This window comes from Chromobacterium alticapitis, assembly GCF_002924365.1.
GTDB classification, from domain to species: domain Bacteria; phylum Pseudomonadota; class Gammaproteobacteria; order Burkholderiales; family Chromobacteriaceae; genus Chromobacterium; species Chromobacterium alticapitis.
The window spans coordinates 1-24,495 of the sequence record NZ_PQWB01000047.1; the positions used below are offsets into that span (position 1 = coordinate 1).

The 24,495-nt window shown below is 64.3% G+C and carries 23 protein-coding genes; 13 read left to right on the forward strand and 10 right to left on the reverse strand.

Translation table 11 applies throughout. From position 1 onward, the window contains the following. Positions 1-370, forward strand: a 370-nt coding sequence (locus C2I19_RS11825; RefSeq protein ID WP_146056796.1) for an LrgB family protein, incomplete at its 5' end; no start/stop codon positions are given. Between the two features lie 60 nt (positions 371-430). Continuing rightward, positions 431-889: a SixA phosphatase family protein gene (locus C2I19_RS11830; protein WP_103902902.1), complete on the forward strand. Its 459-nt coding sequence runs from the start codon at positions 431-433 to the stop codon at positions 887-889. A 56-nt stretch (positions 890-945) separates the two neighbouring features. On the opposite strand, the gene metE is transcribed toward C2I19_RS11830, so the two are convergent. Beyond that, positions 946-3,228 carry a 5-methyltetrahydropteroyltriglutamate--homocysteine S-methyltransferase gene (gene metE, locus C2I19_RS11835; RefSeq protein ID WP_103902903.1) on the reverse strand — a complete coding sequence of 761 codons (2,283 nt, stop codon included), beginning with the start codon at positions 3,226-3,228 and terminating at the stop codon, positions 946-948. A 96-nt stretch (positions 3,229-3,324) separates the two neighbouring features. Between metE and C2I19_RS11840 the strand changes: the two genes are divergently transcribed. From C2I19_RS11840 to C2I19_RS11850, 3 genes are all read left to right on the forward strand, one after another. Continuing rightward, the gene (locus C2I19_RS11840; protein ID WP_304529149.1) at positions 3,325-4,251 is read left to right on the forward strand and encodes a LysR family transcriptional regulator; all 927 of its coding nucleotides are present in this window, start codon (positions 3,325-3,327) and stop codon (positions 4,249-4,251) included. Between the two features lie 67 nt (positions 4,252-4,318). Next, entirely contained in the window at positions 4,319-5,050 is a 732-nt protein-coding gene (locus tag C2I19_RS11845; protein WP_158253702.1) for a transglutaminase-like domain-containing protein, read from the forward strand. Then, positions 5,032-5,532 (forward strand): VOC family protein, encoded by a 501-nt coding sequence (locus C2I19_RS11850; RefSeq protein WP_103902906.1) that lies wholly within the window; start codon positions 5,032-5,034, stop codon positions 5,530-5,532. Before C2I19_RS11845 ends, C2I19_RS11850 begins: the two co-directional genes overlap by 19 nt. 27 nt (positions 5,533-5,559) lie before the next feature. Here the strand turns inward: C2I19_RS11850 and C2I19_RS11855 are convergent, their stop codons facing one another. From C2I19_RS11855 to glnA, 5 genes are all read right to left on the reverse strand, one after another. After that, positions 5,560-6,312: a substrate-binding periplasmic protein gene (locus C2I19_RS11855; RefSeq protein ID WP_103902907.1), complete on the reverse strand. Its 753-nt coding sequence runs from the start codon at positions 6,310-6,312 to the stop codon at positions 5,560-5,562. Between the two features lie 88 nt (positions 6,313-6,400). After that, the gene (gene ntrC / locus C2I19_RS11860) at positions 6,401-7,810 is read right to left on the reverse strand and encodes a nitrogen regulation protein NR(I) (RefSeq protein WP_103902908.1); all 1,410 of its coding nucleotides are present in this window, start codon (positions 7,808-7,810) and stop codon (positions 6,401-6,403) included. 28 nt (positions 7,811-7,838) lie between these two features. Further along, positions 7,839-8,897, reverse strand: coding sequence for a nitrogen regulation protein NR(II) (gene glnL / locus C2I19_RS11865; protein ID WP_103902909.1), 1,059 nt, complete (start codon positions 8,895-8,897; stop codon positions 7,839-7,841). Between the two features lie 140 nt (positions 8,898-9,037). Continuing rightward, positions 9,038-9,496: a DUF4124 domain-containing protein gene (locus tag C2I19_RS11870; RefSeq protein ID WP_103902910.1), complete on the reverse strand. Its 459-nt coding sequence runs from the start codon at positions 9,494-9,496 to the stop codon at positions 9,038-9,040. A 124-nt stretch (positions 9,497-9,620) separates the two neighbouring features. Then, complete coding sequence (glnA, locus tag C2I19_RS11875; RefSeq protein ID WP_103902911.1) at positions 9,621-11,039, reverse strand: type I glutamate--ammonia ligase; 1,419 nt, start codon at positions 11,037-11,039, stop codon at positions 9,621-9,623. 275 nt (positions 11,040-11,314) lie between these two features. Between glnA and C2I19_RS11880 the strand changes: the two genes are divergently transcribed. From C2I19_RS11880 to prmC, 5 genes are all read left to right on the forward strand, one after another. Continuing rightward, positions 11,315-11,767 carry a rhodanese-like domain-containing protein gene (locus C2I19_RS11880; RefSeq protein ID WP_103902912.1) on the forward strand — a complete coding sequence of 151 codons (453 nt, stop codon included), beginning with the start codon at positions 11,315-11,317 and terminating at the stop codon, positions 11,765-11,767. Positions 11,768-12,043: 276 nt separating this feature from the next. Then, positions 12,044-12,865, forward strand: a complete 822-nt coding sequence (aroE, locus tag C2I19_RS11885; protein WP_103902913.1) for a shikimate dehydrogenase — start codon at positions 12,044-12,046, stop codon at positions 12,863-12,865. Positions 12,866-12,961: 96 nt separating this feature from the next. Next, complete coding sequence (mtgA, locus tag C2I19_RS11890) at positions 12,962-13,648, forward strand: monofunctional biosynthetic peptidoglycan transglycosylase (RefSeq protein ID WP_199181159.1); 687 nt, start codon at positions 12,962-12,964, stop codon at positions 13,646-13,648. 191 nt (positions 13,649-13,839) lie between these two features. After that, positions 13,840-15,270, forward strand: coding sequence for a magnesium transporter (gene mgtE / locus C2I19_RS11895; RefSeq protein WP_103902914.1), 1,431 nt, complete (start codon positions 13,840-13,842; stop codon positions 15,268-15,270). 10 nt (positions 15,271-15,280) lie between these two features. Beyond that, positions 15,281-16,099 carry a peptide chain release factor N(5)-glutamine methyltransferase gene (prmC, locus tag C2I19_RS11900; protein WP_103902958.1) on the forward strand — a complete coding sequence of 273 codons (819 nt, stop codon included), beginning with the start codon at positions 15,281-15,283 and terminating at the stop codon, positions 16,097-16,099. Between the two features lie 65 nt (positions 16,100-16,164). Here prmC and C2I19_RS11905 read toward each other — a convergent pair whose 3' ends face one another. Next, positions 16,165-16,644 carry an FKBP-type peptidyl-prolyl cis-trans isomerase gene (locus C2I19_RS11905; protein WP_103902915.1) on the reverse strand — a complete coding sequence of 160 codons (480 nt, stop codon included), beginning with the start codon at positions 16,642-16,644 and terminating at the stop codon, positions 16,165-16,167. A gap of 140 nt (positions 16,645-16,784) precedes the next feature. On the opposite strand from C2I19_RS11905, the gene C2I19_RS11910 reads away from it, so the two are divergent. Beyond that, positions 16,785-17,918 carry a ribosomal protein uL16 3-hydroxylase gene (locus C2I19_RS11910; protein ID WP_103902916.1) on the forward strand — a complete coding sequence of 378 codons (1,134 nt, stop codon included), beginning with the start codon at positions 16,785-16,787 and terminating at the stop codon, positions 17,916-17,918. A gap of 727 nt (positions 17,919-18,645) precedes the next feature. Here the strand turns inward: C2I19_RS11910 and bamC are convergent. Both bamC and dapA read right to left on the reverse strand, forming a co-directional pair. Then, complete coding sequence (gene bamC, locus C2I19_RS11920; protein WP_103902918.1) at positions 18,646-19,764, reverse strand: NlpB/DapX family lipoprotein; 1,119 nt, start codon at positions 19,762-19,764, stop codon at positions 18,646-18,648. Positions 19,765-19,790: 26 nt separating this feature from the next. Next, positions 19,791-20,666, reverse strand: coding sequence for a 4-hydroxy-tetrahydrodipicolinate synthase (gene dapA, locus C2I19_RS11925; protein ID WP_103902919.1), 876 nt, complete (start codon positions 20,664-20,666; stop codon positions 19,791-19,793). 173 nt (positions 20,667-20,839) lie between these two features. Here dapA and C2I19_RS11930 point away from each other — a divergent pair, with 173 nt between their 5' ends. Both C2I19_RS11930 and fabG read left to right on the forward strand, forming a co-directional pair. Further along, entirely contained in the window at positions 20,840-22,471 is a 1,632-nt protein-coding gene (locus C2I19_RS11930; RefSeq protein ID WP_103902920.1) for an ABC-F family ATPase, read from the forward strand. Positions 22,472-22,687: 216 nt separating this feature from the next. Continuing rightward, on the forward strand, positions 22,688-23,428 hold the full coding sequence (gene fabG / locus C2I19_RS11935; protein ID WP_103902921.1) for a 3-oxoacyl-ACP reductase FabG: 741 nt from the start codon (positions 22,688-22,690) through the stop codon (positions 23,426-23,428). A gap of 101 nt (positions 23,429-23,529) precedes the next feature. Here fabG and cysB read toward each other — a convergent pair whose 3' ends face one another. Next, entirely contained in the window at positions 23,530-24,477 is a 948-nt protein-coding gene (gene cysB, locus C2I19_RS11940; protein ID WP_103902922.1) for an HTH-type transcriptional regulator CysB, read from the reverse strand. Between the last annotated feature and the right edge of the window lie 18 nt (positions 24,478-24,495).

Consider the following 24,495-nt stretch of genomic DNA (forward strand, 5'->3'; position numbering starts at 1 on the left):
CGGCCTGGGCTGGTGGCTGGGATTCGAGCAGCAGGTGCTGGTGTCGCTGGCTACGCGCGCGGTGACCACCCCCATCGCGATGAGTCTGGCTGGCGGCCTGGGCGGCGCGCCGGAGCTGGCGGCGATGTTCGTCATCGTGTCCGGCATTGTCGGCGCGGTGCTGGCGCCGCCCTTGTTCAAGCTGCTGGGCTGGCATGACGACATGGTGCTGGGCGTGGCCACCGGCGTGACCGCGCATGGCATAGGCACGGCGCGGGTATTTCATTTGTCAGAGACGGCCGGCGCTTTCGCCGGCCTGGCGATGGGCTTGAACGGGGTGTTCACCGCCATGCTGCTGCCATGGCTGGTGCGGTGGGCGCACCTCGGTTAGCATGCAGGGCCCGCTTGTTTCGATATGAAGACAGGCGGGGCTCGAAACAAGGAGATGGATATGGATTTGATTTTGTGGCGCCACGCCGAGGCCGAGGACGGCATTGAGGATTTGGACCGCGCGCTGACTCGGCACGGACAGCGGCAGGCCAGCCGCATGGCGTCCTGGCTGCGCGACCGTTTGCCGGACGATTATGTGTTGTTGGCTTCCGAAGCGAAGCGTTCGAAGCAGACGGCCGAGTACTTGAGCAAGAGCTATGTCGTGCTGCCGGAGCTGAACCCCGGCGCCGGGGCTGAGGATGTGCTGAGCGCGGTCAATTGGCCTGAGGGCGGCGGCACCGTGGTGGTGGTGGGCCATCAGCCTTACATCGGCTGGCTGACGGCCCAGTTGCTGGCGGAACAGCAACAGATGTGGAGCGTGAAAAAGGGCTCGGTGTGGTGGCTGAACCGCCGCGAGCGCCACGGCATCGAACAGGTCAGGCTGAAGGTGATGCTGACGCCGGGGATGCTGGACCCGTGAGCCCCGAACCTTCCCCCTGTCCCAGTCCGACGCCCCGCTTGCCGGGGCGTCGTCGTTTAGGCGCGCTGCGCCAGCTCCGCTCTCAACTCGCGTCCTACCCGCACCATGGCGGCCAGCGCCGCTTCCACTTCAGGCCAGCCGCGCGTTTTTAGTCCGCAATCGGGATTGATCCACAGCCGATCGGCCGGAATCACCTTCAGCGCCTTGTCCAGCAGCGCCCGGATCTCGCCGTCGCCCGGCAGCCGCGGGCTGTGGATGTCGTAGACGCCGGGGCCGATGGCGTTGGGGTAATGGAAACGGCCAAAGTCTTCCAGCAGCGCCATGCGTGAGCGCGAGGTCTCTATGGTGATCACGTCGGCGTCCAGCGCGGCGATGGCCGGGAGGATGTCGCCGAATTCCGAATAACACATATGGGTGTGGATCTGCGTCGCGTCGTCCACGCCATGGCAGGACAGGCGGAAGGCCTGGCCGGCCCAGGCCAGATAGCCGTCGCGCTCGGCGCGCCTCAGCGGCAGGCCTTCGCGTATCGCCGGCTCGTCTATCTGGATCACGCGGATGCCGGCGGCCTCGAGATCCAGAACCTCGTCGTTCAGCGCCAGCGCGATCTGGCGGCAGACTTCGCTTCTGGGCAGATCATCGCGGACAAAGCTCCACTGCAGGATGGTGATCGGGCCGGTCAGCATGCCCTTCACCGGCTTGGCGGTCAGGCTTTGCGCGTAGCGCGCCCAGTCCACTGTCATTGCTGCGGGGCGGCTGACGTCGCCGTAGATCAGCGGCGGCTTGACGCAGCGGCTGCCGTAGCTCTGCACCCAGCCGCCCTGGGTGAAGGCGAAGCCGGCCAACTGCTCGCCGAAATACTCCACCATGTCGTTGCGTTCCGCCTCGCCGTGCACCAGCACGTCCAGCCCCAGCGCCTCCTGGCGGCGGATCGCCAGCTCGATTTCCTTCTCCATCGCCTGCCGGTAGTCGTCGGCGGACAGCTCGCCTTTTTTGAACGCGGCGCGGCTGGCGCGGATGGCCGGCGTCTGCGGGAAGGAGCCTATGGTGGTGGCGGGCAGCGGCGGCAGTTGGAGCCAGGCTTGCTGCTTCTCGGCGCGGATCGGGTAGGCGCTGGCGCGGCGGTCGGCGTTCGCCGGCAGCCTGCTTAACCGTTGCGAGACGGCTGGATTATGGATGCGTGGGCTGGTTTGGCGCTGCGAGCGGGCGAAATCGCTGCCGGCCAGCTCGTCGGCGATGGCGGCGCGCCCTTCCTCCAGCCCTCGTTTCAGCGTTTTCAGCTCGTTCAGCTTTTGCACGGCGAAGGCCAGCCAGTTTTTCAGTTCGTGGTCCAGCGCGGTTTCGGCCGCGGCGTCGAAGGGGCTGTGCAGCAGCGAGCAGCTGGGGGCCAGCCACAGCCTGTCGCCCAATTGCTCGGCCAGCGGCGCCAGGCGGTCCTGCAGCGCGGACAGGTCGGCGCGCCAGATATTGCGGCCGTCGATGACGCCGGCTGACAGTATTTTGTCGGCCGGATAATCGACGGCGAAGGCGTCCAGTTGCTCCGGCGCGCGCACCAGGTCCAGATGCAGGCCGGCCACCGGCAGCGCCTTCAGCCGCGCCGCGTGTTCGGCCACGCCGCCGAAGTAAGTCGCTAGCAATAGTTTGGGCGCGTGCGGGCTCAGCTCGGCATAGGCCGGCGCGAGGGCGTCCAGCCATTCCGGCTCCAGGTCCAGCGCCAGGATGGGTTCGTCTATCTGCGCCCACTCCACGCCTTCGGCGCGCAGCGCGGCCAGCACTTCGCGATAGGCGGCGACCAAGCCGGGCAGCAGCTTGAGCTTGTCGAAAGGCTGGCCTTTGGCCTTGCCCAGCCACAGCAGGCTGAGCGGCCCCAGCAGCGCCGGCTTGGCGGCCATGCCCAGCGCGCGCGCCTCGCGGACCTGCGTCAGCAGCCGCTGCGGCTGGGCGGCAAAGACGGTGTCGGTCTGCCATTCCGGCACCAGGTAGTGATAGTTGGTATCGAACCATTTGGTCATTTCCAGCGCCGGCTGGGCCGCGTTGCCGCGCGCCAGCTCGAAATACTGCGCGGTGGAGAGTGAGGCGGCGGCAAAGCCGAAGCGCGGCGGCGCGGCGCCCACCAGCAGCTGCGCGTCCAGCACGTGGTCGTATAGCGAGAAGTCGCCGACCGGGTTCAGCGCCACGCCGGCGCCCTTTTGCAGCAGCCAGTGCTTCTGGCGCAGCGCTTTGGCGCCGCGCAACAGCGCGGCTTCGTCGATGTCGCCTCGCCAGTGGCTTTCCAGCAGGGTTTTCAGTTCGCGCTTGGCGCCTATGCGCGGGAAACCGAGCAGGTGGGTGGTGTGGTTCATGGCATGCTTCCTGTTCTTGTCTTGATGGAACCAGCATCTGTCATTGCGGTGTATGATTCAAACTCATTATTTTGCTGTTCAATATGAATGGAATTTGTGATGAGCGCCTTGGAGTTGAGACACTTGAAAAGCCTGCTGGCGCTGGCCGAAACCGGCAGCGTGTCGCAGGCGGCGCAGCGCGTGTATCTGACGCAGTCGGCGCTGTCGCATCAGTTGAAGCAGCTGGAGGCGGCGTACGGCCTGACGCTGTTCGAGCGCAAAACCCAGCCCTTGCGCTTCACGCCGGCCGGCGAGCGGCTGCTGGCGCTGGCGCGCGAGCTGACGGCCAAGGTGGCGGCGGCCGAGCGCGATCTGGCGCGCATCCGCCAGGGCGAGGCCGGCGAGATCCGAGTGGCGGTGGAGTGCCACACCTGCTTCGATTGGCTGATGCCGGCGATGGACCAGTACCGCCAGCATTGGCCGGCGGTGGAGCTGGACATCGTGTCCGGCTTCCACGCCGATCCGGTGGGTCTGTTGCTGAGCGACCGGGCGGACCTGGCCATCGTGTCCGAGGCCGAGCCGCAGGCTGGCGTGATCCACCTGCCGCTGTTCGCTTATGAGATGGTGGGCATCGTCGCGCGGGAGCATCCGCTGGCGGCCAAGCCGGTATGGGAGGCTGGCGATTTCGCCGGCGAGACGCTGATCCACTACCCGGTGGCGGACGAGATGCTGGACCTGCTGCGCAAGGTGCTGGCGCCGGCCGGCGTCGATCCGGCGCGACGCACCGCCGAGCTGACCATCGCCATCATCCAGCTGGTGGCCAGCCGCCGCGGCGTGGCGGCCTTGCCGTACTGGGCGGTGCAGCCCTATCTGGAGCGCGGCTATGTGACGGCGCGCCGGGTGGGCGAGGGCGGCCTCTACAGCCAGCTGTACGCGGCGCTGCGCGAGTCGGATGCCGAGCGGGCCTATATGCAGGACTTCGCGCAGACGGTGCGCGACACCAGTTTCGCCACTTTGCCGGGCTTGTCGCCGCTGCCTGCCTGAAGCCAGGCTGGCGCTGGGCAGGGGTATTCATTCAGAATGGCGGTCCGATACGGTCAAGGAGACTGGCATGGAAGCGGCTACGTTGGGCGGGACGCTGGAGCAGATCAGGCGGCGGGCCTTGCCGGCCGACGACCGCGAGTTGTGCGTCGCGCTGCATGACTTCGTGCGGGAGCGGGTGCGCTTCGGCTTCACCAGCGGCTTCGAGTCGGTGACGCCGCTGCGGACGCTGGCGCTGGGCCGCGGCCATTGCAACGCCCAGGCCGATTTGCTGTGCGCGCTGCTGCGCGAGGCCGGCTTCGAGGCGGCGCTGCGCTTCGTGGCGCTGGACAAGCGGGTGCTGCGCCACGCCGTGCCGCTCCCGGTATGGCTGTGCCTGCCGGCCAGGCTGTTCCATGCGGTGACGCGGCTGCGGCTGAACGGGGAGTGGAAGCATGTCGACAGTTATCTCTTCGAGCGGCAGGCCTTCGCGCGGCAGTTGCAGTCGCTGCGGCGCTCCGGCGCCAGCCAGGGTCATGGCCTGGGCGCGCAGGCGAGCTGCGACTGGCAAGGCCGGCGCGACGCCTACGCCCAGGCCGTGCCGGCGGACTTGCGGCTGGACGATCCCGTCTACCCCACGCTGGCCGAGGCCGTGGCGGCGCGCGCCGGCAACAACCGTCTGCTGGGCATCCATTTCAACCGTTGGCTGGCCTGCGTGCCGCCGCCGCTGCGCGGCATGGGCGAGGCCTACCTGAACAGTCGGCTCGACGCGGGACGGACGACATCAGTTTCAAAGGATCAATCATGGGCATCAAACGACTGAATCACGCTGTGCTCTACGTCAGCGACGTGGCCGGCAGCGCCGCCTTTTACCGCGATGTGCTGGGCTTCCGGCCCAAGGGCGGCGCCGTTTCCGACCGCGCCGTGTTCGCGCAGGCCGCGCATTCGGACAACGATCACGATCTGGCGCTGTTCCAGCGCAATCTGGGCCAGCAGCGCTCCGGCCCATTCAGCCCGCGCGGCGAAGCGCCGGACCCGCATCAGCCCAAGGCCGGGCTATACCATCTGGCATGGGAGGTGGATACCCTGCTGGAACTGAAGCGCATACGGGATGAACTGGCCGAGCTGGACAAGCTGGGCATGGAGGAGGACCACGGCGTGCACAAGAGCGTGTACGGCCATGATCCGGATGGCCTGCTGTTCGAGGTGTGCTGGTTTGTGCCGCCGGAGCGGCTGGCCGAGCAGGGCGAGCCGGCGGCTGATGGCAAGCTGGACTGGGCGCGCGAACTGGCGCGCTTCGGCTGAGCGTCCCGTTCTTTTCCCAAGCCTTGCTTAGTGGCTGGCTTCCGCCAGGTAGCGCGCGCGCAGCCGCGGCATTTGCCGCCACAGGCAGGCCACCTGTCGCGGGTGCTGCAGGGCGTAGCCGCGGCTGAACACCCAGTAATAGGGCTTGCTGCGCAGCGGCGGCGACATGCGGTGGATTTGCAGCTCCGGGTGATGGCTCAGGTAGAGGTCGCCGGCGATCTGATGCAGCACGTAGGCGTCGGTGCGGCCGGCCTGCAGCTTGGCGAAGTTGTCCGCGATGCCCACGCTTTCTTCCACTTCCATGCCGCGCGCCATCAGTTCCCGGCCTATGGACCAGCCCTGATTGACGCCCACGGTTCCCGCCATGCCGCCCAGCCAGCGGCCGTTCCAGCGCAAATGGCTGTCGTTGCGCACATAGAAGGCATAGTTCAGCTGGGTCATGCGCTGGGCGGGATCGGGCAGTCCGTCTTGCAGCGGAAAGACCATTTTCCGGCTCCTGTCATCGCGGTAGGACAGCAGCAGCGCGCCGTCCAGCCGGTTCAGCGCGAGATTCTGCACAATGCGCTCCCCAGGCTGGCGCAAGAAGCGGCCCTGCAGGTCGCAGCGCTGCAAGGCGGCCTGCGCCAGCTCGATGGCGCGGCCGCGCGGCGGGTTGCCGGGCGACGGATCCTCGATGACGTAGGGGCTGGTCAGCGCCGAACTGACCGCCAGCTGCAGCGGCGCGGCGGCGCACAGCGATAGCGGACATAGCGCGGCCAGTGCGAGGGAGGGACGTGGCATTGCTGGAATCGGGCATGGGGAAGGCCGTGATTTTATCAGCAAACATTAAAAATGACGCAGTCTTAATTGGGATGTTGATTAATAATTATCAACCGGCATCCTGAATTTCCAATCCCAGCTCCTGAATCTTGCGGGTCAGCGTGTTTCGGCCCCAGCCTAGCAACTGCGCCGCCTCCACCTTGCGGCCGCCGGTGTGGGAGAGTCCGGCGCGGATGCAGGCGGTTTCAAAGCGCCGGGTCAGCTCGTCGACGATGCCGCTTTCGCCAGCCTGCAGCCGGCGGCGGATTTCCTCGGTCAATTCATGCTCCCAGCTTTCGTTTTGGCGCGCCGCCGCGGCGGCTGCGGGTTCGCGCAGCTCAGGCGGCAGGTCGGCTACCTCAACGGTTTGGCCGGGCGCCATCACGCAGATCCATTGGCACAGGTTTTCCAGCTCGCGCACATTGCCGGTGAAGGCGCTGCGCTGGATCAGCGCCATCGCCGCCTCGGATAGCCGCTTGGGCTCCACGCCGAGTTGGGACGCGCTCTTGGCCAGGAAGTGGCGGGCCAGGAGCGGAATGTCCTCGCGCCGCTCGCGCAGCGGCGGCAGGCGCAGCCGGATCACGTTGAGGCGGTGGTACAGGTCCTCGCGGAACTGGCCGTCGCGCACGCGTTGTTCCAGGTTCTGGTGGGTGGCGGCGATCACCCGCACATTGGCCTTGATCGGCGTGTGGCCGCCCACGCGGTAGAAATGGCCGTCGGACAGCACGCGCAGGAGGCGGGTTTGCAGCTCGGTCGGCATGTCGCCGATTTCATCGAGAAACAGCGTGCCGCCCTCCGACTCCTCGAAACGGCCGCGCCGCGTGGCCAGCGCGCCGGTGAAGGCGCCTTTCTCATGGCCGAACAGCTCCGATTCCAGCAGATCCTTCGGTATCGCCGCCGTGTTCAGCGCGATGAAGGGCTTGCCGGAACGCACCGAATGGCGGTGCAGCGCTTCCGCCACCCGCTCCTTGCCGGTGCCGGATTCGCCGGTGATCAGCACGGTGACGTTGGATTGCGCCAAGCGGCCGATGGCGCGGAAGACATCCTGCATGGCCGGCGCCTGGCCCAGCAGCACCGGCAGCGCCTCCGGGCTGTCCGGTCCGCCGCTCTGCGCCTGGCTTTCGGCCAGGGCGCGCTCGATCAGCAGCACGGCCTGGTCGATGTCGAAGGGCTTGGGCAGGTATTCGAAGGCGCCCCCCTGGAAGGCGGACACGGCGGAGTCGAGGTCCGAGTGGGCGGTCATGATGATGACCGGCAACTGCGGATGTTCCTGCTTGACCTTGGCCAGGAATTTCAGGCCGTCGGTGCCGGGCATGCGGATATCGGAAATGATGGCCTGCGGCGTGGCGTCGTACAGCGCGTTCAGCGCGTCGTCGGCGCTGGCGTAGCTGTCAAAGCCTATGCCGGCGCGGGTCAGCGCCTTTTCCAGCACCCAGCGTATCGCCTTGTCGTCGTCAATGATCCAGACCGGTTGGGCCATGGGGTTTCTCCTCGTGTCTTTATTATCGTTAGCCCGCTTCTTTGGCGAAGGGCAGCAGCACGGTGAAGCAGGTCTGCCCCGGCCGCGATTCGAACTCTATGCTGCCGCCGTGCTGATGGACGAAGGCCTGCGCCAGCGTCAGCCCCAGGCCGGTGCCTTCGGCGCGGCCGGTGACCAGCGGATAGAAGATGTGGTCGCGGATGTCGTCGGGAATGCCGGGACCGTCGTCTTCTATTTGCAATTTCAATGCCAGCTGGTGGCGCTTGCGCGCCAGCGTGATCTGGCGGGCGACGCGGGTGCGCAGCACGATGCGGCCCTGGCCGCGCAGCGCCTGCACCGCGTTGTTGACGATGTTGAGCACCACCTGGATCAACTGCTCCTTGTCCGCGGACAACAGCGGCAGGCTGGTGTCGTAGTCGCGCGCCACCGCCAGGCCTTGCGGATGCTGGGCCAGCGCGATGCTGCGCACGCGCTCCAGCACTTCGTGGATATTGATCTGGCTGCGGGTGTGGCTGCGGTGCGGCGCGAGCAGGCGGTCCACCAGGGTTTGCAGCCGCAGCGCCTCCTCGGTGATGACTTCGGTGTATTCCTTCAGCTCGGGCCGGTCCGCCAGCTCGTGCTCCAGCAATTGCGCCGCGCCGCGTATGCCGCCCAGCGGGTTCTTGATCTCGTGCGCCAGGTTGCGGATCAGTTCGCGGTTGGCTTGGTGCTGCAGCAGCGAGCGCTCCTCGTTGGCGATTTTGAGTTGCTGGTCCAGCGGCCGCAGCTCGATCAGCGCCAGCGGCGCATCCGCGTCTATGGGCGTGATGGACAGGGTCACATGCAGCACGGCGTCGTTGTGCTGCGGCCGCAACTCCAGATCGTGCTCGATATAGCTGGCGCCCTGGCGCATAGCGGTGCGCAGCGCCTGCTGCAGCGCCGGGCAGGGCTGGAACAGATCGGTCAGGCTGTGGCGCAGCAGCTCGCGGCTGCCCAGCGCCAGCAGGCTCTCGCAGGCGGGATTGACGAAGCGCAGCGCTGCGGCGGCGTCGCAGATCAGCACCGGGGTGTCTAATAATTCCAGTCCGGCGAAGCTGGGGGTCGGCATGGGGGTCCGCTCTCGATGGATGGGAGGCGCGGCGTGGCCGCGTCATGGACGAGCAATAAGCGCGCCAGCTTTTGGCTTGCGCGCTTGCGGGGCGTGGACGCGCGTGGCGGGAGTAGTTTGCACCGAAGTGGTGCATTAGGCTAGGGCAGACCCAATTCCTTCTTCAGCGCGGTCACGTTCTTTTCGCGATCGGTGACTTCGTCCTGCAGCTTCTGCACGCGGTCCTGGTATTTCTTGTAGTTGCGGGCCTCGTCGCCCAGGCGCACGGCCTTGCCGTCCGCCAGCGCCTTCTTGGCGGCGTCCAGCGCCTTGGCCTCGTTGGACAGCTCTTGCTCCAGAATTTTTTTGCGGCCGCCGTCGCGCTGCTTCTGGGTATCGGCGTCCACCATGGGAGCGCCGCCGGAGGCGGGGGAGCGATCGGCGCCGTTGGCCGGCTTGCGGCCGTGATAGGTGGACAGCGGGCTCAGCGTGATGGGCTGCGAGCCGCGCAGCGGCACATTGGTGTAAGTGACGTTGCCTTGCGCGTCCACGTATTTGTAGATGGTGGCGGCCTGGACGCCGCCGCAGGCCAGCAGCAGGCATAAAGCGAGAGTTTTCATGGTCCGGAACGGGTAAGGGTGCCCCTGAATGATAAGCAAATCGCCGGTGGCCGTCATGGGGGAGGCTGCGCTTAAATGTAAAACGGCAGCCCGGGGGCTGCCGTCTTCCACGCGGTGTCTCGGTTTAAAGCGAGTAATACATCGCGAATTCGACCGGGTGGGTGGTCATGCGGGCCAGGTTCACTTCCTGCATCTTCAGTTCGATGTAGGCGTCGATCCATTCATTGGAGAACACGCCGCCGCGGGTCAGGAACTCGCGGTCCGCGTCCAGCGCGGCCAGGGCTTCGTCCAGCGAGGCGCACACGGTCGGGATCAGCTTGTCTTCTTCCGGCGGCAGATCGTACAGGTTCTTGTCCGCAGCATCGCCCGGGTGGATCTTGTTCTGGATGCCGTCCAGGCCGGCCATCATCAGCGCGGAGAAGCACAGGTACGGGTTGGCCAGCGGATCCGGGAAGCGCGCTTCGATGCGGCGAGCCTTGGGGCTGGCCACGTGCGGGATGCGGATGGAGGCGGAGCGGTTCTTGGCGGAGTAAGCCAGCTTCACCGGGGCTTCGTAGTGCGGAACCAGACGCTTGTAGGAGTTGGTGCCCGGGTTGGTGATGGCGTTCAGCGCCTTGGCGTGCTTGATGATGCCGCCGATGTAGTACAGGGCGGTATCGGACAGGCCGGCGTAGCCTTCGCCCGCGAACAGGTTTTGGCCATCCTTCCAGATGGATTGGTGCACGTGCATGCCGGAGCCGTTGTCGCCGACGATGGGCTTGGGCATGAAGGTGGCGGTCTTGCCATAGCTGTGGGCCACGTTGTGCACCACGTACTTCAGGATCTGGGTCCAGTCGGCGCGCTGGGTCAGCGTGCTGAACTTGGTGCCGATTTCGTTCTGGCCGGCGGTGGCCACTTCGTGGTGGTGCACTTCAACCGGAATGCCCAGCTCTTCCAGCAGCAGCACCATGGCGGAGCGGATGTCCTGCGAGGAATCCACCGGCGGGACCGGGAAGTAGCCGCCCTTGATGCCCGGGCGGTGGCCCATATTGCCGCCTTCGAATTCTTCAGCCGAGGCCCAGGCCGCTTCTTCGGCCTTGATCTTGACGAAGCAGCCGGACATGTCGGCGCCCCAGGTGATGCTGTCGAAAATGAAGAATTCCGGCTCCGGGCCGAAGTAGGCGGTGTCGCCGATGCCGGAGGCCTTCAGGTAGGCTTCGGCGCGCTTGGCGATGGAGCGCGGGTCGCGGTCATAGCCCTTGCCGTCGGCCGGGTCGATCACGTCGCAGTGCATGAATACGGTCGGCTCGTCGAAGAACGGGTCGATGCGGGCGGTAGCCGGGTCGGCGATCAGCAGCATGTCGGAGGCCTGGATGCCTTTCCAGCCGGCGATGGAGGAGCCGTCGAAGGCGTGGCCGCGTTCGAACCACTCCGCGGCGTCGTCGAGCAGCACATGGGCCGGGATGGAGACGTGCTGTTCTTTGCCGCGAGTGTCGGTAAAGCGCAGATCGACAAATTTGACGTCGTTTTCTTGGATCAGTTTGACTACGTCGGCTACTGCCATGGTTTATCTCCTGAAAGGCAACGTGCACCCAAGGGCAAGTGCGGAAAATTGGTACGCCCGGCATTAAGCAGGAAGCGTGCCAGCTCGAAAAACGCAGCTGCTGCATTGTGTCATAGCCGCATGGCCTTAGCCAGCTGCCTGGAATGGACTGAATTGAACCAGAATGGTGCCGCTGAATATTGACTTGCACCATATTGGTGCTATTTGCCAGCGGCCGGGACTGGGCAGATAATCGGCAGCATAAGCCAAGCGTGTTGCAGAAGGAGGAAAGCGTCATGAGCCGCATGAACGAAATACTGCGGGCCGCCCATGAGCGGGCGGAGCGACTGGGTCTGCCCTATAGCGGGGCGGTGCTGCCGGACGAGGCCCACGAACTGATGCAGGGGCTGCCCAAGGCGGTGCTGCTGGACGTGCGCAGCCATGCTGAGTGGCAGTTCGTCGGCGTGGTGCCGCAGGCGGTCAATATCGAATGGCGCAGCTTTCCCGGCATGGCGCTGAATCCCAATTTCCTGGTCCAGCTGCAGCATCAGGTCGATCCGGAGGCCGTGCTGCTGGTGATGTGCCGCTCCGGCGTCCGTTCCGACGAGGTGGCGCGGCTGGCTGCGGCCAATGGCTACAGCGAGGTGTACAACGTGCTGGAAGGCTTCGAGGGCGACAAGGACGAGAGCGGCCGCCGCAACACGGTGGGCGGCTGGCGCCAGCGCGGCCTGCCGTGGACGCAGGGCTGAGCCGGTTTGACGGTGGCGGTTGAAGTTTGCGGCGTTACGCGGCAAAGTGTGGCCTGACAACGCCGCCGCGCGCGGCACCAGGCTGTTGATAAAGTGATTGGGAACGATTCTGCAGGATCCGGCATCGCCGGTCCTCTCTACATAAGTGCTTGAATCCGCAGCTGATATCCCAATCTCCCCGCCCTTGCCCAGCAAGGGGGCCTCGTTTTCGAGAGGGAGGGGGCTTTGTCAACAATCCGCCGCCGCCGAGCGGCCCACAATTTTGGAAAGCCGACCATGACCGACCGTTACGCCGTTATCGGCAACCCGATTTCCCATAGCCAGTCGCCGTTCATTCATCAGGAATTCGCCCAGGCCACCGGCCAGGACATCAGCTATGAAAAGCTGTTCGCCGACATCGGCAAGTTCAATGAAGTGGTGCGCGAATTCGCGGCCGCGGGCGGCAAGGGCCTGAATATCACCCTGCCGTTCAAGGGCGACGCCTTCCGCTACGCCGGCGAGCTGACCGAGCGCGCGCGCGCGGCCGAGGCGGTGAATACCCTGGCCTTCCGCGACGGCAAGGTGTACGGCGACAACACCGACGGCGTGGGCCTGGTGCGCGACATCGTGGAAAATCTGGACTACCCGATCACCGGCCAACGCGTGTTGATCCTCGGCGCCGGCGGCGCGGTGCGCGGCGTGCTGGAGCCGATTCTGGAACAGAAGCCGGCCAGCCTGACCATCGCCAACCGCACGGTGATCAAGGCCGAGGCGCTGGCGCATCATTTCGCGCGCTACGGCAAGGTGGAGGCGGTGGGCTACGACGCGCTGGAGGGCCGCAGCTTCGACATCATCATCAACGCCACATCCACCAGCCTGAACAACGAGATGCCGCCGCTGCCGCACGGCGTATTCACGCCGCGCACCCTGGCCTACGACATGGTCTACAGCGCCGGCCTGACGCCCTTCCTGCAGCGCGCCCAGGGCGAAAACGCCGGCATGCTGGCCGATGGCCTGGGCATGCTGGTGGAGCAGGCGGCCGAGTCGTTCTCCATCTGGCGCGGCGTGCAGCCGGATACGCGCAAGGTGACCAATATGTTGAGGGAAGTGCTGGCCTGACGGCCGCGGCCCGGCGCCGCCGGGCCTGTGTTCCCGCCATGGCAATCTGCCGTTGAGCGGTCATGCGTATGAGAAGGGGCTCGCCGCGCGAGTGAAATGATGCGTCTTTTTCTGAAAATACTGGCGGCCCTGTTGGCCGCCTTTCTGCTGTATAACCTCTGGATATTCGGCCACATCCTGTATTGGCGGGATCACAATCCCGACGCCAGCTCCTTTATGAACGAGCAGCTGGCCAAGCTGAAGCAGGACGATCCGGACGCTGAGCTGAGCCATCGCTGGGTGCCGTACGACAGGATATCGCCCAATCTGAAGCGAGCCCTGATCGCGGCGGAAGACGCCAAGTTCGTCGATCACGAAGGCTTCGATTGGGACGGCATCGAGGCGGCTTTTGAAAAGAACTTGAAAAAGGGCCATATCGTCGCCGGCGGCTCCACCATCAGCCAGCAACTGGCCAAGAACTTGTTCCTGTCCAGCGGCAAGACGCCCTGGCGCAAGCTGGAGGAGGCGCTGATCACGGTCATGCTGGAGAAGACCCTGGACAAGCGCCGCATCTTCGAGATCTATTTGAATGTGATCGAGTGGGGCAACGGCGTGTTCGGCGCCGAGGCGGCGTCGCGCCATTATTTCCGCACCAGCGCGGCGCGCTTGTCCAGCGGGCAGGCGGCCAAACTGGCAGCCATGGTGCCCAATCCGCGTTATTACGACGATCATCGCAACGCGCCGGGCCTGGCCAAGAAAACCCGCATCATCCAGCGGCGCATGGGCTACGCCGATCTGCCCTGAGGCGAACGAGAACCCGGCCGGCCTTTTGAGCCGGCCGCCCCGTTCGTGTTATGATTCCGGCTGGATTTTTACCGCCGCGCGCTCAGCGCGGCTTTGCGTATGGACTTGCCCAGCCACCCCTTCATTCTTCCCTTTTTGGCGTAATCCTTGGCCCGCAGCGCGCTTTGCCCGGCCAGGGCAAAGGAGTCTGCATGACGCTTGCCGTCACCCCGCAATCCGCGGATCGTCTGCAATACAGTCTGCAACTGGTGCAGCGCCTGATCGAGCGTCAGCGCGAGCTGGAAGCGCCGCCGCGTTCCGATGACGGCGAGCCGGGGGCGGCGAGCGCGCGCGAGAATCTGGCCGAATTGCGGGATAAGCTGGCGCAGCTGCATCCGGCCGACATCGCGCGCGTGCTGGAGGCTTTGCCGCTGGAAGACCGCCTGCTGGCCTGGCGCCTCATTGAGCCGCTCCGCGACGGCGCCATTCTGTTGGAGGTGTCGGACGCGGTGCTCGAATCGCTGGTCGAGGCGATGGCGCCCGGTCAGCTGGTCGCTATCCTGGCGGCGCTGGATACCGACGATATGGCGGAACTGGCGCCGCATCTGCCGCGCCATGTGGTGTACGAGGCGATGGGGCGGCTGGACGAAGAGGCGCGCGGCCAGCTGCAGGAAGTGCTGTCTTACGAAGAAGACCGCGTCGGCGCGCTGATGGACTTCGAGCTGGTGAAGATCCGCGCCGACGTCAGCTGCGAGGTGGTGCTGCGCTACCTGCGCCGTTTTGACGAGCTGCCCAATCAGACCGACAAGATCTTCGTTACCGATGAAGCGGGGCGCTTGCGGGGCGTGCTGCCCATCCGCAAGCTGCTGGTGTCGGACCCGGAGGCCATGGTGGCCGACGCGATGGCCACCGAGGTGGTGAGCTTTCATCCAGACGAGCCGGCGCTGGACGCGGCGCAGGCCTTCGAGCGTTATGACCTAGTGACGGCGCCGGTGGTGGACGAGCGCGGCGCACTGCTGGGCCGGCTGACGGTGGACGCCATGGTGGACGTGATCCGCGAAGAGGGCGACAGCGAGGTGCTGAACCTGGCCGGTTTGAAAGAGGAAGAGGATCTGTTCGCGCCGGTGATGGATTCCGTGCGCAACCGCTGGGCCTGGCTGGCCATCAACTTGTGCACTGCCTTCTTCGCCTCGCGCGTGATCGGCGCCTTCGAGCATTCCATCGCCCAGTTGGTGGCGTTGGCCGCGTTGATGCCCATCGTCGCCGGCATAGGCGGCAACTCCGGCAACCAGACCATTACCATGATTGTGCGCGCGCTGGCCATGGGCCAGATGCGGACCGGCCAGGCCGGCCGGTTGTGGCGCAAGGAGCTGGGCGTCAGCGTGATCAATGGCATGGTCTGGGGCAGCGTGATCGGCGCCGTGGCCTGGCTGCTGTACGGCAACGTTTCGCTGGGCCTGGTGATGCTGGCGGCGATGACGCTGAACCTGATGCTGGCGGCGACGATGGGGGTGCTGATCCCGACGCTGATGCAAAAGCTGGGCAAGGACCCGGCGCTGGGCTCCAGCGTGCTGATCACCGCCTGCACCGACTCCGGCGGTTTTCTGATATTCCTGGGGCTGGCCACCCTGTTCCTGTTGTAGAGGCATGATGCTGACCATAGAACAGGCGCTGCGGCGCCACCCCTTGCCCCGGCTGGAAAGCCGGATGCTGTTGATGCACGCGTGGCCTGAGCTGAGCCACGCCGCCATCATCGGCTACCCGGAACGCGAGCTGCCCGAGGCCGCGGCGTCGGCGTTCGAGGCGCTGGCCGCGCGGCGGCTGGCCGGCGAACCCATGGCCTACCTGATAGGAGAGCGCGAATTTTTTGGACGCGATTTCAAGGTGAGTCCGGCGGTGCTGATTCCGCGGCCGGAGACCGAGCATCTGGTGGAGCTGGCGCTGTCCAAGGCGGACAAGGCGTTGCCGATGCGGGTGGTGGATCTAGGTACTGGCAGCGGCATCATCGCCGTGACGCTGGCGCTGGAAGCGCCGGCCTGGCAGGTGTGCGCAGTGGATGTGTCGGCCGAGGCCCTGGCCGTGGCGAGCGGCAATGCCGGCAGCCTGGGCGCAGAGGTCGATTTTCGCCATGGCAGCTGGTATGCGCCTCTCCCGGAGAAGGCGCGCTTCGATCTGATCGTTTCCAATCCGCCGTATATCGAGCGCGACGATCGTCATCTGGCCGAAGGCGATCTGCGCTTCGAGCCGCGCGGCGCGCTGACCGATGAGGACGACGGCCTGTCCTGCCTGCGAGAGATCGCCGCGGGCGCGGCAGGGCGCCTGAATGCGGGCGGCTGGCTGCTGGTGGAGCATGGCTATGATCAGGGCGAGGCGGTGCGGGGCCTGTTTCTGGCCGCCGGCTTCATGGACGTGGCAACCGAGCCGGACCTGGCGGGGCTGGATCGCGTTACCGTCGGTCGTACGGCCGGCTAGGCGCGGGCCTGGCCCAAAACAAAAGCGGACCCTTGGGTCCGCCTGCTTGGCCTGGGCGATTACGCTTAGTGATGGTGGCCGTGTTCGCCGTGGGCGTGGCCGTGGCTGATTTCGTCCTGGCTGGCTGCGCGCACTTCCACCACCTTGGCGGAGAAACGGATGCTCATGCCGGCCAAGGGGTGGTTGGCGTCGACCACGGCCTTGCCGTCGGCGATGTCGGTGACGCGGAACAGCAGCAGTTCGCCGGTTTCCGGATCATCGGCTTCGAAGACCATGCCCACTTCCACGTCGGCCGGGAACACTTCCAGGTCTTCCACGCGGACCAGCTCTTCTTCCGGATCGCCGAAAGCGTCGTCGGAGGTCAGCTTGACGTCAACGGATTCGCCGACGTTCTTGCCTTCCAGCGCCTCTTCCACCAACGGGAAGATGCCATCGTAGCCGCCGTGCAGATAGCTGATCGGCTCTTCGGTCTTGTCGAGCAGGTTGTTGTCGGCGTCGAACATCTCGTAGTGGAGCGTGACGATGGTGTTTTTGGCGATTTGCATGAGTCGATTATCCGTGAGGATGGTGAAAAAACTTGACAGAGATGGTCACGAGGGTGTTCCTATCCTCCGCAAGATAGGGCGTCTGAGCGCCTGGCCGTATTGTAAACCATAGACGGGCCTTAGCGTCCGTGAAAAAAACGATGAATACTGTAAACCTGCTGGGCGGCATGTCGCCCGAACAATTCCTGGCCGAATACTGGCACAAGAAGCCGCTGTTGATCCGCGGCGCGCTGAAAGACGTCGGCCCGCACGTCGATTTCGCCGAGCTGTCCAGGCTGGCGCAGCTGGAAGACGCAGAGTCGCGGCTGATCGAATACAAGAAGGGCAAGTGGCATCTGGAGCGCGGCCCGTTCCGCGCTTCGCGCTTCCGCAAACTGGCGGAGACCGACTGGACGCTGCTGGTGCAAGGCGTCAATCACCATTTGCCGCATATCGACGAGATACTGTGGCGTTTCAACTTCATCCCTTATGCCAGGCTGGACGATCTGATGATCAGCTACGCTCCGCCTGGCGGCACCGTGGGCCCGCATTTCGACGCCTACGATGTGTTCCTGCTGCAGGTGGGGGGCAAGAAGCGCTGGCAGATTTCGTCTCAGCGCGACGACGACTTCATCGAGGACGCTCCCATCCGCGTGCTGAAGGATTTCCGCATGGAGCAGGAGTTTGTGCTGGAGCATGGCGACATGCTGTACCTGCCGCCGCACTGCGCGCACTACGGCGTGGCGCTGGAGCCGGGCATGACGTATTCGATAGGCTTCCGCGCGCCGCCGGCGCAAGAGCTGGCTACGCAGTTCCTGGTGTATTTGCAGGACAGGATCTGCCTGGACGGCGTCTACGCCGATCCAGACCTGAAGCTGCAGGCCGAGCCGGCCCGCATCGGCGACGAAATGATAGAGCAGGTAGCCGGCCTGCTGTCGCAGATCCGCTGGGACAAGGATACGGTGTGCGATTTTCTCGGGCACTACCTGACCGAGCCCAAGGCTCACGTGTTCTACGGCGCGCCCGAGGATGAGTTGGATGAGGACGCGTTCGCGGCGCAGGCGGTTGAACGCGGCCTGGAGCTGGACCGCAAGAGCCAGATCCTGTTTTGCGACGCTTGCGTTTATTGCAATGGCGAGAAGATGGAGGCGGCGGAGGAGGACTTGGCGGCCTGGCGGCGCTTTGGCAATCTGCGCCGGCTGCCGGCGGGCGACTATTCGGATGAAATGCTGTCTGTCTTGTACGACGGCTACCTGGCCGGATATTGGCGCTTGTCGGGTGATGTTGCTAATTAGCAACACATTTTGAGTTTGTATCGATTAGGCAACGCAATAAATGTGAATATTTCGGATGCGAACGCCCGTTTTTACGTCTGCGGGGCCTGTCGGCGGACTCAGCCGCGCCCAGGGTTTTTTTTAGATTTTTGCCCTCTATACAGCCATTTTTTTCGTGATACAATTTGCGAACTGATGGATTTTCAGTCGCGCGGCTCATTGTCGAGACCGTGCGATAACTGACGTCTTGTTCAACTTATCCTCAAAGGTAAAGAAAAAATGAAACAGTCGCTCCTCGTTGCTGCCCTGCTGGCCGTAGCCCTGTCCGCTTGCGGTAAGAAAGAAGCCCCGGCTGAAGCTTCCGCTCCGGCTGCCGAAGCTTCCGCTCCGGCCGCTTCCGCTCCGGCTGCTGAAGCTTCCGCTCCGGCCGCTTCCGCTCCGGCCGCTGACGCTTCCGCTCCGGCTGCTTCCGCTGCTAAGTAATTCCGCGGCGAGCAACATCAAAAAAACCGGCTTCGGCCGGTTTTTTTGCGTCTGCAAGCAAGAGATATCAATCGGCTAGCCAGCGCTTTTGTGGAAAAAGCCACAGATATCGTGGCCCAATACAAAGCGTTACATATAAAGCGAGCCTGGTCCAGCGTTTCCTGCGGATTTATTTTCTGCAATGAGAACGGCCAATTGATGTTCAAGGCATAAAAAAACAGCCCGCTGCGAGCGGGCTGTTGTATCTGCGGCTAGGCCTGTTGCGTCATTGCAACTCGGTTTGCAGCTTGCCGAGGGCGGCTTTGACGAAATCGTCGGAAAGAGGCTTGCCTTGCTTGTCCTGGATCTGCAGCGAGGTGGCGCCGTTGCCGTTTTCCTGCAGCTTGATGCGGTATTCCGGCTCGGTCGGCTTAACCGCTTTGCCGTCGCTGCTCTTCCAGAACGCCAGGCTGGACCAGAAGCCGCCGGAGCTGTCCGGGTTGTCGGTCTCGCTCTTGGCCGGCTTCACGTAATACAGGCCTTGCGAGCGGTCGCGGTCGGTGACGACCAGGCCCACGCGGTCCAGCGCCAGGCCGACGCGGCGCCAGGCGCGGTCGAAGCCATCCGCCAGCTGCAGGTGGCCGTCCACTATGGCGTCTTGCGGCTTGGCCGGCTTGGCCAAGGTCTGTTGAACCTGCTGCTTGGCTTTTTCTTCGTTCATGCCCAGGCGCATCATGAAACGGCCCAGCAGCTCGGCTTCCAGATTGGGATCGGTGGCGCGCGGCTGCCACACAGTATTGGTCTTGCTGGTGTCGGCGTAGACCTCTTCCATGCCGCGGTGCGAGAAATACACCTCGGTGCCTTGCGGCGTGTTTTCCAGGCGGATGCGGAATTTGTCGCGCTCGCCGGTGGAGTACACGCTGCCGAGGCCCACGGTTTCCAGCAGCTTGCGCAGGCCGTCGTTCGGCAGCTTGGCGCGGTTTTCGGCCCAGTCGGTCTCCATGATGCCGAGGCCCGGGTCCTCGTTCTTGATCACGAAGCCGTTTTCCTGCCAGAACGCTTTCAGCACCGGCCACAGTTCGGCGGCCTTCTTGTTGCCCACCAGCAGCCAGCGTTGGGTGCCGGCGCGTTCCATCTTGATATTGTCCAGCTGGTTGATGGCTACCGGCGAAGCGGCTGCTGGCGCTGCGGCATCCGGGCTGGCGGCGACGACGCCGCCGGGCAGATTGTATTTGTTCTGGATTTGCGGCGCGGTCAGGTCCGGCGGCACTTCCAGGCTATTGGTGGTGGTTTTCGGCGCATCGGACTTGTAGTCCAAATTTTTGCTGAGCGGTTGCTGGCTGCTGCTGCAAGCGGCCATTAGGCCGGTTGCCAGCAGGATCGCGACGGACGCGCTGCGTTTCATGCGTACTCCCATCAAGCAGGGGGTGATCAAATGACTTCGGCTTGCTGCATTGCCGCTTCGACGGCCGCCTCTGCGCAAGCGCTCAGCGGAGTCAAGGGCAGGCGGATGCCGGCGGGGATGCGTTGCATCCGCGACAGCGCCCATTTGGCCGGAATCGGGTTCGGTTCGATGAACAGCTGCTTGTGCAGGCCTTGCAGCTTGTCGTTGATGGCGCGAGCTTGGGCGACTTCGCCCGAGGTGGCGGCCACGCACAGCTGGCTCATCAGTTTGGGGGCGATATTGGCGGTGACCGAGATCACGCCGTGGCCGCCGCACAGCATGAAGGCCATGCCGGTGGCGTCGTCGCCGGAGTAAAGCGCGAAATCCTTGGGCGCGCGCAGGGCCAGGTCGCAGGCGCGGCCGATATCGCCGGTGGCGTCTTTCAGGCCGACGATGTTCGGGTGCTGGGCCAGGCGCAAGGCGGTGTCGTTGCTCATGTCGGCCACGGTGCGGCCGGGCACGTTATAGAGGATGACCGGCAGCGGGCTTTCGTCGGCGATGGCGCGGAAGTGCTGATAAATGCCTTCCTGGGTGGGCTTGTTGTAGTACGGCACCACGGACAGCACCATGTCGGCGCCGACATCGGCCGAAAGCTGGCCCAGCTCGATCGCCTCGCTGGTGGCGTTGCCGCCCGCGCCCGCGATGACTTTGACCCGGCCCTTGGCGTATTCCACCACCGCTTTCACTACTGCTATGTGCTCTTCGACCGACAGCGTGGCCGATTCGCCGGTGGTGCCGACGGCGACGATGCCGGAAGTGCCGTTTTCGATGTGGAACTCAACCAATCGTTGCAGCGCCGCAAAATCCACCGCGCCATCGCTGGACATCGGCGTGACGAGCGCTACCAAGCTGCCGGTAAGCATAGTTCTGCCTATCTGGAATAAGGATTTACAAGGCTTACGATTGTAGCGGAATTCGTCTGGCTGGCAAAAGTTCGTGGCGAACAAGGCTGGAAGGACTCGGGAAATCATCGCGCGTGTGCTAGAATCCTACGTTTTTCCGATACTTACGGCTTACGGCTGAAGGATCTTCAAGCGTGATTACCACAAGCAATATTACGATGCAGTTTGGCGTGAAACCTTTGTTCGAGAAGGTGACCGTCAAATTCGGCGAAGGCAACCGTTACGGCCTGATCGGCGCCAATGGTTCCGGCAAATCCACTTTCATGAAAATCCTGGGTGGCGACCTGGAGCAGACCGCGGGCGAAGTCGCCATCGAGAACGGCCTGCGCCTGGGCAAGCTGCGTCAGGACCAATTCGGCTACGAAGAGCGCCGCGTAATCGATGTGGTGATGATGGGCCACACCGAGATGTGGGCGGCGATGAGCGAACGCGACGCCATCTACGCCAATCTGGAAGCCACCGAAGACGATTACATGCGCGCGGCCGACCTGGAGGCCAAGTTCGCCGAGTACGACGGCTACACCGCCGAAGCGCGCGCGGGCGAACTGCTGATGGGCGTGGGCATCCCGGTCGATCAGCACTTCGGTCCGATGAGCGAAGTGGCGCCGGGCTGGAAGCTGCGAGTGCTGCTGGCGCAGGCGCTGTTCTCCAATCCGGACATCCTGCTGTTGGACGAACCGACCAACAACCTGGACATCAACACCATCCGCTGGCTGGAGCACGTGCTGAACGAGCGCAACTCCACCATGATCATCATCTCGCACGACCGCCACTTCCTGAACTCGGTGTGCACCCACATGGCGGACTTGGACTACAACACCATCCGCATCTACCCGGGCAATTACGACGACTACATGATCGCGTCGGCCCAGGCGCGCGAGCGTCAGCTGTCGTCCAACAGCAAGGCCAAGGAGCGCATCCAGGAGCTGCAGGAGTTCGTGGCCCGCTTCTCCGCCAACAAGTCCAAGGCCCGCCAGGCCACCTCGCGCCTGAAGCAGGTGGACAAACTGAAGTCCGAGATGGTGGAAGTGAAGCCGTCCAGCCGCCAGAACCCGTTCATCCGTTTCGAGATGGACGACAAGTTCAAGCTGCACCGCCAGGCGGTGGAGGTGGAGAACCTCAACAAGGCGTATGAAAACAAGGTCCTTTTCAAGGATCTGAACCTGATCCTGGAAGCCGGAGCCCGTCTGGCCATCATCGGCCCCAACGGCGCGGGCAAGACCTCGCTGGTCAAGCTGCTGGCCGGCGCGTTCGAGCAAGCCTACGCCGAAGGCCTGACCGCCGATTACGGCGCCATCAAGTGGGCCGAGAAGGCGCAAATCGGCTATTTCGCGCAGGATCACGAGGCTGATTTCGACAGCGACTGGACCCTGAGCGAATGGATGCGCCAATGGGGCCAGGAAGGCGACGATGAGCAGGCGATCCGCGCCACGCTGGGCCGCTTGCTGTTTGGCGGCGACGAGGTGGGCAAGGCGGTGCGCGTGCTGTCCGGCGGCGAGAAGGGCCGCATGCTGTACGGCAAGCTGATCCTGCAGAAGCCTAACGTGATGATCATGGACGAGCCGACCAACCATATGGACATGGAGTCGATCGAGTCCCTGAACATGGCGCTGGAAAAGTACAAGGGCACCTTGATCTTCGTCTCGCACGATCGCCAATTCGTGAGCTCTCTGGCGACTCACGTGCTGGAGCTGGACGGCAAGGGCGGCTACGACTACTACATCGGCAACTATGAAGACTATCTGGCCAGCAAGGGCCTGGAGTAATCCGGTTACGAGCCGTCGCAGCTCGTAACTTGTACCGGCGGGAGGGGGTGCGCTATATTGCAGCGCACCAACTCCCGCCTTTTTCATGCGCCGCGCGCGGCGCGATAACAATAATCAGGGACCCGGCCGGGAGGGTCGATGCCAGGAGACATCTGGTGCTCATCCGTCCCTAGGCGGCCTGATGAGATCTGCAAAGCAGTAAGAGAAGGAAATATCATGCGTTTAAAAGGGAAGGTTTCCATCATCACCGGCTCCGCCAGCGGCATCGGCAAGGCCACCGCTGAAAAATTCGTCAAGGAGGGCGCCATCGTCGCGGTGTGCGACCTGAACCTGGACGCGGTCAATGCCGTGGTCGATGAATTGAAGGCGCTGGGCGGCGAGGCTTACGGCTACAAGGTAGACGTGACCAACAAGGGCCAGATCGCCGAAATGGTGGCCGATCTGAAGAACCGTTGCGGCCGCATCGACGTCCTAGTCAACAATGCCGGCATCGTGCAGGACGCGCAGTTGATCAAGATGACCGAAGAGCAGTTCGACAAGGTGATCGACATCAACCTGAAGGGCGTTTACAACTGTGCCCGCGCGGTGGTGGACACCATGGTGGAGCAGGGAGGCGGCGTGATCCTGAACGCCTCGTCGGTGGTCGGCGTCTACGGCAACTTTGGCCAGACCAACTACGCGGCCGCCAAGTTCGGCGTGATCGGCTTCGTCAAGACTTGGGCCAAGGAACTGGGCAAGAAGGGCATACGCGCCAACGCGGTCTGCCCGGGCTTCGTCGCCACGCCCATCCTGAAGGCCATGCCGGAGAAGGTGCTGCAGGCGATGGAAGACAAGGTGCCGATGCGCCGCATGGCCGATCCGGCCGAGATCGCCAACGTCTACGCCTTCCTGGCGTCGGACGAGGCCAGCTACATCAATGGCGCGGCCATCGAGGTGACCGGCGGCCTGACGCTGTAAGCGCGAATCCGCAGCGCCCAAGAAAACGCCCCGGCAGGTCCGGGGCGTTTGCGTATGCGCTTGAGCGAACGAGGCGAAGCCCCTGCGGGGCGGGACGGGTTTTAATCATCGTCGCCGTCGACATCGTGCGCCAGCAGCGCCGAGTCCACTTCGCGCCGGTGCAGATGGGGCGCGAACAGTTCGATGAAGGTATAGGCGAAACCGCGCAGATAGGCGTCCTTGCGTATGCCTATCTTGGTGGTGGACGGCTCGAACAGGTGGCCGGCGTCTATCGAAACCAGGCCTTGGTCGCGCGCGGGTTCGTAAGCCATGGTGGCGATGATGCCTATGCCCAGGCCCAGCGAGACATAGGTCTTGATCACATCGGTGTCGATCGCGGTCAGCACCACGTTGGCGCTGAGGCCTTGGTCGGCGAAGGCTTTGTTGATCTTGGAGCGGCCGGCGAAGGCGAAATCGTAAGTGACGATGGGGAAGCGGGCGATGTCGGCCAGCGTGATCTCATGATCCAGCTTGGCCAGCGGATGGTCCTTGGGCACCACCACGGAGCGGTTCCATTCATAGCAGGGCAGGGTGGCCAGCTCTTTGTACAGCGCGATGCCCTCGGTGGCGATGGCCAGATCGGCTTCGCCGGACACCACCATTTCGCAGATCTGGGTCGGGCTGCCCTGTTTCAGCGACAGTCTGACCTTGGGATAGCGGCGCACGAATTCGGCGATGGCCTGCGGCAGCGCGTAGCGGGCCTGGGTGTGGGTGGTGGCGATGGTGAGCGCGCCTTCGGACTCGCGCGAGAACTCCTCGCCGACGCGCTTCAGGTTTTGCGCCTCGCGCAGGATGCGCTCCGAGATGCGCAGCACTTCCTTGCCGGGTTCAGACACTGAAACCACGCGCTTGCCGTTGCGAATGAACACCTGAATGCCCAGCTCGTCCTCCAGCAAGCGGATCTGCTTGGAAATGCCCGGTTGCGAGGTATGCAGCTTTTCCGCCGCCTCGGAAACGTTGAGCCCCTGCTTGGCCACCTCCACCAGGTAGCGCAGTTGTTGTAGTTTCATATGAAAGCCTGTCCTCCT